Origin of the sequence: Streptomyces sp. NPDC050546 (assembly GCF_044457425.1) — a bacterium.
GTDB lineage: Bacteria > Actinomycetota > Actinomycetes > Streptomycetales > Streptomycetaceae > Streptomyces.
Map to the genome: position 1 here is coordinate 366583 of NZ_JBITGX010000001.1, position 14580 is coordinate 381162.

12 protein-coding genes are annotated in these 14580 nt (G+C 71.4%); 4 read left to right on the top strand and 8 right to left on the bottom strand.

The genetic code is table 11. From position 1 onward, the window contains the following. Nucleotides 1-83: 83 nt before the first annotated feature. The gene (locus ACIBK5_RS01690; RefSeq protein ID WP_399015060.1) at nucleotides 84-1697 is read left to right on the top strand and encodes a PucR family transcriptional regulator; all 1614 of its coding nucleotides are present in this window, start codon (nucleotides 84-86) and stop codon (nucleotides 1695-1697) included. Nucleotides 1698-1775: 78 nt separating this feature from the next. Next, entirely contained in the window at nucleotides 1776-2069 is a 294-nt protein-coding gene (locus tag ACIBK5_RS01695) for a hypothetical protein (protein ID WP_399015061.1), read from the top strand. 1 nt (nucleotide 2070) lies between these two features. Here the strand turns inward: ACIBK5_RS01695 and paaE are convergent, their stop codons facing one another. Genes paaE through paaA form a run of 5 tightly spaced genes read right to left on the bottom strand, consistent with a single transcriptional unit; the run spans nucleotide 2071 to nucleotide 5812 of the window. Further along, nucleotides 2071-3186, bottom strand: a complete 1116-nt coding sequence (gene paaE / locus ACIBK5_RS01700) for a 1,2-phenylacetyl-CoA epoxidase subunit PaaE (RefSeq protein ID WP_399015062.1) — start codon at nucleotides 3184-3186, stop codon at nucleotides 2071-2073. Then, nucleotides 3186-3701, bottom strand: coding sequence for a 1,2-phenylacetyl-CoA epoxidase subunit PaaD (gene paaD, locus ACIBK5_RS01705; RefSeq protein WP_399015064.1), 516 nt, complete (start codon nucleotides 3699-3701; stop codon nucleotides 3186-3188). The genes paaE and paaD overlap by 1 nt, the downstream gene beginning before the upstream one ends. After that, entirely contained in the window at nucleotides 3695-4522 is an 828-nt protein-coding gene (gene paaC, locus ACIBK5_RS01710) for a 1,2-phenylacetyl-CoA epoxidase subunit PaaC (protein WP_399015066.1), read from the bottom strand. The genes paaD and paaC overlap by 7 nt, the downstream gene beginning before the upstream one ends. Nucleotides 4523-4532: 10 nt before the next feature. Further along, nucleotides 4533-4829: a 1,2-phenylacetyl-CoA epoxidase subunit PaaB gene (gene paaB, locus ACIBK5_RS01715; RefSeq protein WP_399015068.1), complete on the bottom strand. Its 297-nt coding sequence runs from the start codon at nucleotides 4827-4829 to the stop codon at nucleotides 4533-4535. Next, a complete protein-coding gene (gene paaA / locus ACIBK5_RS01720; RefSeq protein ID WP_399015070.1) occupies nucleotides 4826-5812 on the bottom strand; it encodes a 1,2-phenylacetyl-CoA epoxidase subunit PaaA in 987 nt (328 codons plus the stop codon). Before paaA ends, paaB begins: the two co-directional genes overlap by 4 nt. A 263-nt stretch (nucleotides 5813-6075) precedes the next feature. Between paaA and paaK the strand changes: the two genes are divergently transcribed. Continuing rightward, nucleotides 6076-7392 carry a phenylacetate--CoA ligase PaaK gene (gene paaK / locus ACIBK5_RS01725; protein WP_399016188.1) on the top strand — a complete coding sequence of 439 codons (1317 nt, stop codon included), beginning with the start codon at nucleotides 6076-6078 and terminating at the stop codon, nucleotides 7390-7392. A gap of 4 nt (nucleotides 7393-7396) precedes the next feature. Here the strand turns inward: paaK and ACIBK5_RS01730 are convergent, their stop codons facing one another. Beyond that, nucleotides 7397-11101 carry a helix-turn-helix domain-containing protein gene (locus ACIBK5_RS01730; protein ID WP_399015071.1) on the bottom strand — a complete coding sequence of 1235 codons (3705 nt, stop codon included), beginning with the start codon at nucleotides 11099-11101 and terminating at the stop codon, nucleotides 7397-7399. Between the two features lie 84 nt (nucleotides 11102-11185). On the opposite strand from ACIBK5_RS01730, the gene ACIBK5_RS01735 reads away from it, so the two are divergent. Next, a complete protein-coding gene (locus ACIBK5_RS01735) occupies nucleotides 11186-12448 on the top strand; it encodes an acyltransferase family protein (RefSeq protein WP_399015073.1) in 1263 nt (420 codons plus the stop codon). Here ACIBK5_RS01735 and ACIBK5_RS01740 read toward each other — a convergent pair. Both ACIBK5_RS01740 and ACIBK5_RS01745 read right to left on the bottom strand, forming a co-directional pair. Further along, the gene (locus ACIBK5_RS01740; RefSeq protein ID WP_399015075.1) at nucleotides 12415-13641 is read right to left on the bottom strand and encodes a PP2C family protein-serine/threonine phosphatase; all 1227 of its coding nucleotides are present in this window, start codon (nucleotides 13639-13641) and stop codon (nucleotides 12415-12417) included. The two genes, ACIBK5_RS01735 and ACIBK5_RS01740, sit on opposite strands and share 34 nt — an antisense overlap. A 116-nt stretch (nucleotides 13642-13757) precedes the next feature. Continuing rightward, a complete protein-coding gene (locus ACIBK5_RS01745) occupies nucleotides 13758-14516 on the bottom strand; it encodes an IclR family transcriptional regulator (RefSeq protein WP_399015077.1) in 759 nt (252 codons plus the stop codon). Between the last annotated feature and the right edge of the window lie 64 nt (nucleotides 14517-14580).

Here is a 14580-nt window from a genome sequence, read left to right on the forward strand (position 1 = left end):
ACCACCGGACCCCCCTGGCACCGCCCGTCCCTCCTGTGGACAGCTCTTGCGCAGGTCAGTGCGGCTTGTCAGAGTGACCAGGCATGCAGGGAGCCACCGTGAACCCACACCCGCCGAGCGTCGCCGACGTGCTGGCCCTGCCCGTCCTGGCCGCCGGGCAGCCCCAGGTCGTGACCGGGCCGGGCGGTCTTGACCGGCCGGTGCGCTGGGTGCACATCACCGAGCTGACGGACCCGGCCTCGTTCCTCAAGGGCGGCGAGCTGGTCCTGACCACGGGCATGCCCCTGCCCGACGACGCGGCGGGAGTCCGCCGGTACGTCGACGAACTCACGGAGGTGGGAGCGGCCGCCCTGGTCATCGAGCTGGTACGGCGCTACCACCGGCCGCCCGACGCCCTCGTCCAGGCCTGCCGCGCCCGGGGGCTGCCCCTGGTCACCCTCGCGCGGGACGTCAACTTCCTGGAGGTCACCCAGGTCGTCCACGCGCTCATCCTCGGCAGCCAGGCCGACGCGATGCGCCGGACGCAGCGGATCCACGAGGCGTTCACCGCGCTCACGCTGCGCGGCGCGGGACCGGAGGAGGTGGTGCGGGCGGCGGCGGAGATGAGCGGCCGCACGGTCGTCCTGGAGAACCTGGTGCACCAGGCGCTGATCTGCGAGCCGTCGGGGAGCACGGTGGAGGAGGCGCTCGGCGACTGGGAACAGCGCTCCCGGGCCACCGAGCCCGGCGACCACACCGAGGCGCGTGGCCCGGAGGGCTGGCTCACGGTGCCCGTCTCCTACCAGGGCGAACGCTGGGGCCGCCTGGCCATGCTCCAGGGGGCCGACGACGGCCCGGCCTTCGGGCCGGAGCACATCACCGTCCTGGAGCGGACGGCGATGGCCCTGACGGTCGCCCGGCTCATCCACTCCACGCCCTGGGAGCACACGGCCCAGCGCACCGCCCTGCGGGAGCTGGCGGAGCAGCGCCACCACTCCCCCGAGGACACCCGCGCCCGCTGTGCCGCGCTGGGCCTGCCCACGGAGGACAGCCGCTATCTGGCGATCCTCGTCGACCTGGGCCCGGGTGCCGAGGGAGGCGAGCTGGAGGCCCGGCTGCACGGCGAGCTGCGGTCGGCTGGGATCCCGGCCCTCGTCGGCGAGCTCGCCCCCGGCCGCCTCGGCATCCTGCCTGCCCTGCGCCCCGACCGGCCCTGGCGCCCCATGGCGGAACGGCTGTGCCGCACCGCGCTGGGTCTGGTCCCGGGGGCGATCGTCGGCGTCGGCTCCGAGGTGGCGGACCTCGCCGACACGGCACGCTCCTTCCGGGAGGCGGCTCGAGTCATAGAGGCCACCCCGCCCGGCCAGCCCCTCCCCCCGGACCGCTCCTTCCACGAGCTGCCGGACATCGACCTGCGCCGTCTGCTGTACGCCCTGCGCGAGGACACCCGCGTCCAGGACTACACGGAACGCCGCCTCGGCCGGCTCATCGACCACGACACCCGGCACGGCACCGACCTGCTCACCACGCTGGGCCACTACCTCGACGCCGCCGGCAACAAGACCACCGCGGCCCGTCGCGGCGGCCTGTCCCGGGAGACCATGTACCAGCGTCTGCGCACCATCGAGCGCCTCCTCGACTCCGACCTCGAGTCCGGGGAGCGACGCACCGAACTCCACGTCGCCCTCACGGCGTTGCGCGTCCTGCGCGCCGGGTGAAGGATGCCTCTGCCAAGGCGTCCGCGGTAGCTGTTGAGGGGGTTCGATGAGAGTCGGGCACGGTGGAAGGGCCTGCACTTGAGTACCTGCCGGCGGATCGCCGTCGTCTGGGCGGGTGCGTGCCTGGCCGGGCTCGCCGCCACCTCCGCGCTCAACTCCGCTTCCTACACGGACGATTCCAACTCCCCGGCCCGGGAGGCCACACCGACCGGCACGTACGACTGCCAGGAGATCCACGACTCCATCGAGCAGGCCCGGGCCGAGGCCAGGCGAGAGCAGCAGGACATGATCGCCGCCTCGCCGGACGCCTCGTACCAGTCGGTCGTCGTCGGGACCATGGCTGTGCCGGAGGAGTGTTCGGGCGAACGGTGACTCAGGTGTCGAAGTCCACCGTCAGCGCGTCGGAGACCGGGAACGACTGGCAGGTGAGGACGTAGCCCGCGTCGACCTCGGCCGGTTCGAGGGCGAAGTTGCGCCGCATGTCGGCCTTGCCGTCGGTGACCAGGGCGCGGCAGGTGCCGCAGACGCCGCCCTTGCAGGCGAACGGCAGGTCCGGGCGGGTCTGCTGGGCGCCTTCGAGGATGCTCCGCTCCCGGGGCAGGGCGGAGGTGGTGGAGCGGCCGTCGAGGGTGACGGTGACCTGGCTGACCGGGCCGGTCGGGCCTGTCTCGGCGTGGTGGACCTCGCGTACGGGCTCGTCGTCGGCGTAGAACAGCTCCTGGTGGACCCGGTCGGCGGGCACGCCGAGGCCGGTGAGGACCTGCTGGGCGGCGCGGACCATGCCGTGCGGGCCGCACAGCCACCAGTGGTCGGCAAAGTCCACGTCCACCAGCGCGTCGACCAGGGCCGACAGCCGGTCGGCATCGAGGCGGCCGGAGAGCACCTCGGCCTCGCGGGGCTCGCGGGAGAGGACATGGGCGAGCTGGAAGCGTGTCGGGTGGAGGTCCTTCAGATCGGCCAGTTCGTCGGCGAACATCACGGTACCGGTGCGGCGGTTGCCGTAGAGGAGGGTGACCGTCGAGCGGGAGTCGGCGGCCAGGACGGACTCGGCGATGGAGACCATGGGCGTGATGCCGGAACCGGCCGCGATCAGGACGTGGTGGCCGGGGGCGGTGAGGTCGGGCGTGAAGGCGCCGGTGGGTGCCATCACCTCGACGGTGTCGCCGGGGCGTACGTCGCGCACCAGCCAGGAGGAGAACAGGCCGCCCGGTACGACCCGGACGCCGATGCGCGGGGCGGTGCCGGCGGGTGAGCAGATCGAGTACGAGCGGCGCTCGTCCCGGCCGTCGATGTCGCGCCGCAACGTGAGCGACTGGCCGGGCTCGAAGGCGAACTCCTCGGCCAGCTCGGCCGGGATGTCGAAGCTGACGGCCGCCGCGTCCTCGCACAGCGGCTGCACGGCGGCGACCCGCAGTCGGTGGAAGACCGGACGCCGGCGAGCCCGCGCGCGTGCCGCCGGGACGGGGGCCGGCTCCATCAGGTCGTCCATCAGATCTCCTTGACGTACTCGAACGGCTCGCGGCAGGCGAGGCAGCGCCACAGGGACTTGCAGGACGTGGCGGAAAAGCGGGAGGTCTCCTCGGTGTCGTGGAAACCGCAGCGCGGGCAGGGCACCGAGCGGCGGGTCGGCGACAGCACGAGCGGGACCGGGCCGGTGGTGCGCGCGGGCGCGGCCCCGGGCGGGGCGATGCCGTGCTCGGCGAGCTTGCGCCGGCCGTCCGGGGTGATCCAGTCGCTGGTCCACGGCGGGTCCAGGACGGTGCGGATCTCCACGCGCGCGTAGCCCGCGTCCCGGAGCCGGGCGGCCACTCCGGCGCGCATCTCCGCCATCGCCGGGCAGCCCGAGTAGGTCGGGGTCAGGCTCGCGACCACCGTCCCGTCCGGGGTCAGGGACACGTCGCGCAGCACTCCGAGGTCGGCCAGGGTGAGCATGGGCAGCTCGGGGTCGGGCACCTGCTCGGCGATGCGCCGGGCCCGCCGTGCGTCCAGGAGCGTCGTCACCATGTCGCCTCCGGGTGGGCGCGGGCGATGCCCTGCAACTCGGCCAGCAGCGGGGCGAGATGCTCGGTGTGTTCCCCGGTGCGGCCCGAGCCGGGCAGCGGCCGGTAGACGGGCATGGGCAGTCCGGCCGTCTCGGTGACCTGGCGCAGGACGGCGACGACCTCGTCCCGTACGTCGTACGCCGTGAACAACTCGCCCAGGTAGGGCGCCGCCTGTTCCAGCGCCCTGCGCGTCCGGCGGTGCGACTCCTCGGTGCCGTCGCCGAGGCGCACCACCCACTCGGCCGCGTACTGCCGGTGGTAGGCAAGCTCCTTGACGCCCTTGGCGGCGATCGCGGCGAGCACCGGGTCCGGGTGGGCGGTGAGCCGCTCGAAGTACGCGAGGCGCCAGCTCGCGAACACCAGCAGCCGTACGGTCGAGAACGCGAAGTCGCCGTTGGGCAGTTCGGCCAGGCGCACGTTGCGGAAGTCGCAACCGTCCCGGAAGTAGGCGTAGGCGTCCTCGCCGCGGCCGGTGCCGTCGATCTGGCCCGCTCGGGCGTAGAGCAGCCGGGCCTGGCCGAGCAGATCGAGGCCGATGTTGGCCAGGGCCACCTCCTCCTCCAGCTCGGGGGCCCGGGTGGTCCACTCGGCGAGCCGCTGGGCCGAGACCAGGGCGTCGTCGCCCAGGGTGACGCAGAGGGCGGCCAGTTCACCGGTGTCGACGCCGTCGGGCACGGCCGTGTCCACGCCGTGCAAGGGGTCCTCGAAGCCGGTGCCGTAGGCCCAGCGGGTGTCGTCCTCGTGTCCCTCGGCGAGGGTCATGTAGACGTGGTCGTCACTCATGCCCTCTCCTTCAGATGTGCGGGACGTCGTCAGGGATGTCGTAGAAGGTCGGGTGCCGGTAGACCTTGTCGGCGCTGGGCGCGAAGAAGGGGTCCTTCTCGTCGCGGGTGGAGGCGGCGATGTGCTCCGAGCGCACGACCCAGATGCTCACGCCCTCGTTGCGCCGGGTGTACAGGTCGCGGGCGTGGGTGAGCGCCATACGGTCGTCGGCGGCGTGCAGCGAGCCCACGTGGACGTGGTTCAGGCCGCGCTTGCCGCGCACGAACACCTCGTACAGCGGCCAGTCCTTCTTGTCGGCGGCGCTCATGCCACCGCTCCCTTCTCTGCGCGGGCCGCCTGTTTGGCGGCGTGGGCGGTGGCCGCCTCGCGGACCCAGGTGCCCTCCTCGTGGGCCGTGCGGCGTCGCTCCGTCCGCTGGGCGTTGCACGGGCCGTCGCCCTTGATGACCCGCATCAGCTCGTCCCAGTCGGGGGTGCCGAAGTCGTGGCGTCCCCGCTCGTCGTTCCAGCGCAGCTCCGGGTCCGGGAGCGTCACGCCGAGCTTCTCGGCCTGCGGGACGGTCATGTCGACGAAACGCTGGCGCAGTTCGTCGTTGCTGTGCCGCTTGATCTTCCAGGCCATCGACTGCGCGGAGTTGGGCGAGGCGTCGTCGGGCGGACCGAACATCATCAGGGACGGCCACCACCAGCGGTCCACCGCGTCCTGCACCATCTCCCGCTGGGCCGCGGTGCCGCGCATCATCGTCATCAGCAGCTCGTAGCCCTGCCGCTGGTGGAACGACTCCTCCTTGCAGATCCGCACCATCGCGCGCGCGTACGGTCCGTACGACGACCTGCACAGCGGCACCTGGTTGCAGATCGCGGCACCGTCCACGAACCAGCCGATCACCCCGACGTCCGCGAAGCTCAGCGTGGGGTAGTTGAAGATCGACGAGTACTTCTGGCGGCCCTCGATCAGCCGGTCCGTGAGATCCGCGCGGTCCGCGCCCAGCGTCTCCGCCGCCGAGTACAGATACAGCCCGTGTCCGGCCTCGTCCTGGACCTTGGCGAACAGAATGGCCTTGCGCCGCAGCGACGGCGCGCGCGTGATCCACTCGCCCTCCGGCTGCATGCCGATGATCTCCGAGTGCGCGTGCTGCGCGATCTGACGGATCAGTGTCTTGCGGTAGCCCTCCGGCATCCAGTCACGCGGCTCGATCCGCTGGTCCCGCGCGATCGTCGCGTCGAAGTGCTGCTGGAGAACCGGCTCGGCGCCGTCCGCCTCCGCGGGGCTGGAGCGTGTCGTATCCATCCGTCCCACTTCCCAACCGACCATTCGTTCGGCCCATGATATGACAGGGCGAGCCCCTTGGTAAGCCCTCGACCCTTGACATGCCCGGAGGCGATGGGATTACTTGGCAACGCCGAAGCTAACCGAATGTTCGGTCGGTAGACAAGGTGGTGCGAAAGGTGACCCACTGCAACAGCCACGGCTCGGTGACCGTCGCGGCCGGGGCCGACGTCACCTTCGTGGCTCCGGCGTACGAGCGCGAGTACGACGTCGAAGGAGTCGCGATGACCGGCGAGCCCCTCCCCCGTGATCTGCGGGACGACGATCTGCTGGACGACGCCGAGCGCCTCACCCGCGAGGAGCTGCGCGAGCTCCAGCTAGACCGGCTGCGCCGGAGTCTGCGGCACGCGTACGACAACGTCGAGACGTACCGGAAGAAATTCGACACCGCCGGGGTCACGCCCGAGGACTGCCGCTCGCTGGAGGACCTGGCCCGGTTCCCCTTCACGACCAAGGCCGATCTCCGCGACACCTACCCGTTCGGCATGTTCGCCGTCCCCATGGACCAGGTCAGCCGCGTGCACGCCTCCAGCGGCACCACGGGCCGCCCCACGGTCGTCGGGTACACGGAGAACGACGTGTCGATGTGGGCGGACCTCGTCGCCCGCTCGATCCGTGCCGCCGGCGGACGCCCGGGCCACAAGGTGCACATCTCCTACGGGTACGGCCTGTTCACCGGAGGCCTCGGCGCGCACTACGGCGCGGAGCGCGCCGGCTGTCTGGTGATCCCGGCCTCCGGGGGCATGACCGCACGCCAGGTGCAGATCATCCAGGACTTCGAGCCCGAGATCATCATGGTCACGCCGTCCTACATGCTGACGCTCCTCGACGAGTTCGAGCGACAGGGCGTCGACCCGCGCTCCACCTCGCTGAGGGTCGGAATCTTCGGCGCCGAGCCCTGGACGGAGGAGATGCGCCGCGAGATCGAGGAGCGCATGGACATCCACGCCGTCGACATATACGGCCTGTCCGAGGTGATCGGCCCGGGGGTCGCGCAGGAGTGCGTGGAGACCAAGGACGGTCTGCACGTCTGGGAGGACCATTTCCTCCCTGAGGTCGTCGACCCGATGACGGGTGAGGTGCTGCCCGAGGGCGAGGAGGGTGAGCTGGTCTTCACGTCCCTGACCAAGGAGGCGTTGCCGGTCGTCCGCTACCGCACCCGGGACCTGACCCGGCTGCTGCCCGGCACGGCCCGGCCCGCCTTCCGCCGCATCCAGAAGATCACCGGCCGCTGCGACGACATGATCATCCTGCGCGGGGTGAACGTCTTCCCCAGCCAGATCGAGGAGATCGTCCTGCGCACGCCCGGCGTCGCCCCACACTTCCAGATCCAGCTGACCCGGCACGGCCGCATGGACCACATGACCGTCCACGTCGAGAGCCGCCCGGGCACGCCCGCCGACTTGCGCGAGACCGCCGCCCGCGCGATCGCGGGTGGCGTCAAGGACGGCATCGGTGTCACGGTCGACGTGGAGATCGTGGAACCGGAGACACTGGAGCGGTCGGTCGGCAAGCTGCGGCGGGTGAAGGATCTGCGGTGAAGTCCTATCGCTTGGCCGCCGGGCAGCCGGTTTCAGTGGACTGGTCGGGCACATAGCGGGACTGTTCCAGTGGGGTGAGCGTGGTGTCGATGGCCGCGCAGATGTCGCGGATCGCGCGGGCCGGGTCGGGCAAGTCGATGTTCCACAGCTCGACGGAGGGGCCCACGCTGATGGCCAGGGTGTGGCCGTCCGGGCTGAACCTCACCGCCCCTGCTTGCGTGCGGGTCGGCAGGGTTCTTCTGATCTGGCTGGTGGCGAGGTCCCACAGGTGGACTCCCCTGGCGTTGCTCGCGGCCAGAGTGCGTCCATCTGGGCTGAAGGCCAGCGACGTCACCTCACCGCTGACATTGAAGCTGTCCTTGAGCTGACCGGTGCGTGCGTCCCACGTCTTCACGGCCCCCTTGGCGCTGCTCGCGGTGGCCAGGCTGTGGCCGTCCGGGCTGAACGCGAGGGACACCAGGTTCCCGGCGCTCGGCTTGATGGTGCGCTGGGTCCGGCCGGTCGCGGCGTCGAGCAGCTTGACCTGTTCGTGGCCCGCCCTGATGTGCGCGACGGCGAGTGTGCGACCGTCCGGGGCGAACGCCAGCGTCCTGACGGGTTCGTCCTGGCCTGAGTAGACGGTGCGTAGTGCGTCAGTCGAAAGGTGCCAGATCCGAACGGATCCGTCATGGCCTACGAGGGCGAGCCGTGTCCCGTCGGAACTGTAGACCGCCGTGTCGATGTTGCGCAGAGCGCGGCTTTGAAGAAGGCGGCCCGTGGTGACCTCTCGGACTTCGATCACCTCGTTCTTGGTGGCCCGGGCGGCTAGGGCACGTCCGGCCCGGCTGAACCCCACAGCTCCGAAGCGGTGAACCAGGTCCGGCAGCTGCTCTCCCCGGGGAGCCGGTTCGGTGTCGAGCGTCAGTGTGCCGTCGCGATCTCCGCTCCTGGTATCCCACAGCTGTACCGCCCCACGGCCGGGCGGTGCTTGGCGAACCGTGGCCACCGTATGTCCGTCCGGACTGAATGCGAGGTCGGAGATGAACGCGGCGGCATGGCCTGGCAGCGTGCTGTGCGGGTGATCGGCAGACAGTCGGTGGATACGAATGGCGGGGTCCCGGCTGCTACTGGTCACCAGGGTGCTGCCATCCACACTGAGGGCCACGTTCGTCAGGCCCCGTCCACGGTGACCTGCGGTCACGGTGCCCAGCGTCGCGCCGGACGCGATATCCCACAGTCGCACCGTGTCTTCACCGCCCCTGATCGCGACTGTGCGCCCGTCCGGAGCGAAGGCCACTTCGTTCACCCCGATGGGCCCGTCATCGATGGTGCGCCGGACTCTGCCGGTGGCTACGTCCCGCAACTGCACCGACCTGTCGCTGCGGACTACAGCGTAGGTCCGGCCGTCAGGGCTGATAGCCACGGCATATCCATCGATTGGGCTCTCGTGGGCGGTCCGGGTGCGACCGTTGGTCACGTCCCACACCCGCACCTGTCCGCTGTAGCTTGCCGCGGCAACAGTGTGTCCGTCGGGGCCGAACGCGACTGTCCGTGGGGCATCGCTGGAGAAGCTGTGCCGCGTGCGGCCGGTGGCCACGTCCCACACCTGCACGGCCGACAAGGATGCGGCTGCCACGGTACGCCCGTCAGGGCTGAACGCCGTTGCCCATACCGCACCGTCGGGGACGGTGACGGTACGGATTCTCCTGCCGGTGGCCGGATCCCACAGTCCGATCACCGCGCCGACGTCACCGGAGATCGCGACTGCGAGGGTGCGTCCCTCGGCGCTGAGCGCCACGACTTCACCGGAGCCAGGGACAGTGAGCGTGTGCCGGAGCCGTCCCCCGGGCAGTTCCCAGATCCGCACCTTGCCGTCTTTGCTGTGGGTGGCGACGGTACGTCCGTCCGTGCTGACGGTAAGGGAACGCACGGGTTCCTTCCCACCGACCAGACGCTCGCTCAGCGGCAACGCCGCAGCGTCATACAGAGCGGCAGCCGCTTCCCGCGTCGGACTGATCCGGTACGCATGCACAGCAAGCAGCGACGCCAGATCGGGTTCGGTATCCAACAGCGCCCCGGACTGCGCGGCCAACTGCCGTGACTGCGCCACGTGCTGTGCGCTCACCGCGCTCTGCCACTGCCCCACCGCAAGCCCCGCGGCGACGAGCGCGAGGCACAGCGCGGTGGTGACCGCCGTGAGCACCATCCGGTACCGGCGACGGCCCTTCCGCTCATGGACACCGCTCGCGTCGAGGAAGGCACGCTCCAGCTCGGTCAGCTCCTCGCGCGGTGCGTCACCGAAGTGCTCCCGGGCGGCGGCGAGCCGGCTCCCCCGGTACAACGCGCCCTCCTCTCGCCCCAGTTCCTGCCAGGCGTGGGCCGCTTCGGTGAGGTCTCGGTGCACACGCAAACGCTCGCGATCCGCCTCGATCCACCCGCGCAACCGGGGCCAGGCCGTGATCAGGGCCTCGTGGGCCATCTCGACCGTGTCGCCGTCCAGGGTGAGCAGCCGCGCCCCGGCGAGTGCGTCGACCACCTGGGCGGTGCCGGGCAGTTCCGCGCGGTCGACGGGACGGCGGGTGTCGGGGGTGCCGTCGCCGGGGGCGACCAGGCGCAGCAGCACCCGGCGGGCGGCAGCCGCCTGGTCGTCGGTGAACCGGCCGTGGACCTCCTCGGCGGTCCGGGCGATCGCGCCGTCCAGGCATCCGGCGGCCTCGTAGCCCGCCAGGGTCAGTGTCTTGCCACGGCGGCGGCGCCAGGTCTCCAGCAACGCGTGGGACAGCAGCGGCAGTCCACCCGGCGCGTCGGCGACCTCCTCGACCAGCCGGGCGGTGAGGGCGCGTTCGACGGTCAGTCCGGCGGCCTTGGCCGGTTTGACGACGGCGGCCCGCAGTTCGGCCTGGCTCATCGCTCCGGCCAGGAGGTTGGCATCGCGCAGTGCGTCGGCCAGCTCGCGGTGCTCGGCGCAGCGGCCGTAGAAGTCGCCGCGTACCGCCAGCAGCACCCGCAGGCGGCTCTCCGGCTGCCGGGCCCTCAGCAACAGGTCGATGAAGCGGGCGCGTTCGGCCGGGTCGTGGCAGAGCGTGAAGACCTCCTCGAACTGGTCGACGATCACGAGCGTGTCCGCTCCGGCGTCGCCGTCGCGAGGAATCACCGGTGCGAGGAGGGCGGCGTTGCTGCGTGCGGGGCGTTCGCCCGGTGTCAGGATCCGGATCGCGGCCGGGCGCAGGTCCGGCTCCTGGGCGTGCCGGAGCACGGGTATCAGTCCGGCCCGTAACAGGGAGGACTTGCCGCTGCCGGAGGGGCCGAAGACCGCGGCGAACCGCCGTCGGCGCAACAGCTCGACCAGGTCGGCGGTGAGCTGTTCCCGGCCGAAGAACAGGCCGCTGTCCCCGGTCTCGAACCGTGCCAGTCCCCGGTACGGCGCGAGGGATCCGTCGTCGTCCCGGGAGCCGTCACCGGCGGACTCCTCCACCGCCTCCTTCCACCGGGCCTCCCATTCGGCCGGGTCTCCGCCGCACGCCTCCGCGTAGGCGAGGGCCACCGGCAGCGTCGGCAACCGCTCGCCTCCTGCCGCCTGCGCCAGAGTGGTCACCGAGTAGCCCGCCCGCCGGGCCAGCGACCGGTAGGTGATCCCGTCCGCCTCCGCCCTCAGCTTGCGTAACTCGAACGCGAACCGCTGCACCGGTCCCGCCGCCGGATCCACCGGCACCTCATGACGCCCCGCCACCCCCGCACCCCCTCCGGCCCGCCTCATTGTCAGGCCGCCAGAACCGTACTGCCGAACAATGATCAAGCCGCTGAACTCGGCCGCATGGAATCCCCACCCCTCGTCCCCGCCTCCCCGACGCATCTGTCGCGCTTGGGCTGGCTGGACGCGTTGCGCGGCATCGCCGCACTCGTCGTGGTGTTCGACCACTCGTCGTACACCTTCATGCCGGAACTCCGGCGGGAGCTGATGCCGGAGTTCAACACCAGCCGCTACGGCATCATGGTGTTCTTTCTGGTGAGCGGCTACATCATCCCCGCGTCGCTGGAGCGCCGGGGCTGTGTCCGGACGTTCTGGGCCAGACGGATCTTCCGCGTGTATCCGCTGTGGGCGGCTGTCGTGAGCGCGCTTCTCGCCCTCGGCTTCACAGGCATCGTCGAGCTGCGTGACTTCGGCGGGCAGGGCGTCGTCACCGTGGCGGTCGCCCACGCCACGATGCTTCAGGAGTTGCTGGGGACACCCAGTCTCCTGCTCGTCCTGTGGACGCTCTCGTACGAGATGTCCTTCTACCTGCTGGTCGTCGCCCTGTTCACGGTCCGGCTGCACCAGCGGTCGGCGGCGGTGTCCGTCGCTCTGGCCGGGCTCGCCGCCATGAGCGTGGCGGCAGGGGCCGTGCTGCCGGTCTCCGCTCTGTCCGGCCTGGTGGGCACCGGACCGCTGATCGCGTTCGCCTCGATCGCCATGGCGGTGGCCATCTGTTGCGCGAGCGCCGGGTCATCCGGGCTCCGGGTGTTCGGGGGTGTGCTGGGCGGGGGCCTGGCGCTCGCCCTGGTCCTGTTCAACGGCACGGTCCCGCTGTGGGAGGGCCTGGTGATTCTCGCCGTGATGTTCCTCGGCACCGCCGTCCACCGTGCCGAGAACGGTCAGAGCACCTGGCACGACGCGGCTGTCGCTGCCGCCTTGGTGGTCGCCTGTGCCGTGGGGAGTGCGTACGGGTTCGGCGACGGTGACCATTTCACGCGACGCGGCTGGATCGTCGCGTTCCTGCTGGCCGTGCTCACCTTCGGCGCGGGACTGTGGTCGCGCCGCCGACGCGTAACCCGGGTGCTGACGGCCTTGGGAACGATCAGCTACTCGGTCTATCTGGTGCATCCGGTACTGCTGGCGGTGATCGACAGCACGATGGGCCGACGGCGGCAGGACAGTCTCGCGCTGGAGGTGGCGTTCTTCGCCGTGCTGCTGCCTCTGTGCCTGCTGACCCACCGTTGGGTCGAAGTGCCCGGCCGGACCTGGGGCCGTGGGTGGGCACGCCGACTGCGGTCACGCGACGAGCGTCAGCGGCACCCCGCCTCGCATGCCGGAGCGTGAGCCGCGCTGCCGGAATCGATCGCCGCCGCGACGCCTGCCTCGGACGCGGCCGGCTTGCGGATCAGGAGCAGGGCCGCGTCGTCGTGCAGCCGGCCTCCGACATGGGCCAGCAGTTCGTCGTGGAGTGCGCCGAGGGTGTGGGCCGGCTCGTGGGAGACATGGCGCTCCAGTCCTTCGGCGAGCGGATAGAAGGCCCGGCCGTGGTCGCGGGCCTCGGTGACACCGTCGGTGTAGAGCAGCAGCTGGTCGCCGTCGGCGAACGGGAGCTCCTGGAGGCCGGGCGCGTGGCCGGCCAGGGCGCGCAGCCCGAGGGGCGGGGACGGCAGGTCGGGCTCGACCGGGGTGACGCTCCCCGAGGCGCTCACCAGCAGCGGAGGCGTGTGCCCGCAGTTCACCACCTCCAGATGACCGCCCGGCGGGTATCCGGCGACCACGGCGGTGACGAAGTCGTCGTGGCCGAGATTGCGCGTCAGGCTGCGCTCGATCCTCTCGACCACGGCGAGCAGGTCGGGCTCGTCATGGGCGGCCTCGCGGAAGACGCCCAGAACCAGCGCAGCCGTCCCCACGGCGGGCAGCCCCTTGCCGCGCACATCGCCGACGATCAGCCGCACCCCGTGCCGGGTGGGTATCAGCGCGTAGAGGTCCCCGCCGATGCGGGCCTCGGCCGCCGCGGCGCTGTAGCGGACGGCCACCTGGAAGGGACCGACGTTCGCCGGTACGGGCCTGAGCAGCGCGTGCTGGGCGGTCTCCGCGACCGAGCGGACGGCCGCGAGCACCCGTTCGCGGCGCCCGCGCAGGACACTGGCCAGGCCGCTGGCGAGCGTGACGGCCATCAGGGCCGACAGCACCGCGGCCAGTTCACGGCTCGGAACGCCGTCCCGGACCCCGAGCAGCGCGCCGAGCACCGCGGCGAGGAGGCCCACGCAGACGACACCTCGCGGCCCGTTGGTGGTGGCCGCGAGGGCGGGCCCGGCGGCGAGCAGGGGCAGCCAGATCATCCCCGCGCCGCCGTCGGCGAGGTCGGCGAGCAGGACGGCTGTGACGACCAGTACGGGCAGGACGGGCAGGACGGGCAGACCGGCGGCCAGCTGCGCGAGGGCGCGCCTGCGGGCCGAATCCCCGGCACCGGCCACTCGGCTTCTGGACGGCCCGGCAGGCCGGTGGTCGGCACCAAGGTCACGCTCATGGCTCATGTCGGTATCCGGGTCCCTCACCTGTGCGTGGGGCGCGAATCCGAGAAGCGCACCCCTGAAATGTCTGTTTCATCCAGATAAAGGGGTGACCTGGGGCACCGGCAAGGAGCGGATTTTCAGATAGTGAGCGAGAGGCTCCGGGTCACCCGGCTCGCGGTCGGGAGCAGCCGCTCCCGGACCTCCTTCAGCCGGGAGAAGCGGTTCACCGGCAGGGAGACACCGAGGGATCCGAGCGTGTCCCCGCTGTAGACGGGGACGGCGACGCAGACCGTGCCGAGGGCGTACTCCTCGAGGTCCGTGACGGCCGGGGCCATGGGCTCGGCCTCCAGTCGCCGGAGCAGTTCCGGCAGGCTGGTGACCGTCCGCGGGGTGAGGTCGGCGAGCTGGTGGCGGGAGAGGTAGTCCTTGCGGGCCTCGACGTCCAGCTCCCGCAGCACGGACTTGCCGAGCGCGGTCGCGTGTCCCGCGTCCTCGAAGCCCACCCAGAGGTCGACGCGGGGCGTCCCGGGGCCGTCGACGATCTCGGCGACCCGGATCTCGCCGTCCTCGTAGAAGGTGAGGTAGGCGGCGGACGTGAGCTCGTCCCGCAGCGCGGCGAGCGTGGGCCGGACCCGGTTCAGCAGTGCCTGGGCGCGGCCGGTGGACTTCAGCGTCTGCAACTTGTCGCCGAGGACGAACCCGCCGTCGTCCAGCTTCCGCACATATCCGTCGTGGACCAGCGTCCGCAGCAGGTGATAGGCGGTGGCCAGGGGCAGGCCCGTCTCCCGCGCCAGCTGCTTCGCCGGTGCGCCGTTCTCGTGCGCGCTGACGACCTCAAGCAGGCGCATGGCCCGCTGGACGGACGTGATCAGCGTAGGGCCGGCTTGCTCAGCCATAGGACCAGCCTGCGTCAGGCGCACGACGGGGGCAAGGCGGCCGGACATCCTGCGCGACTCACCC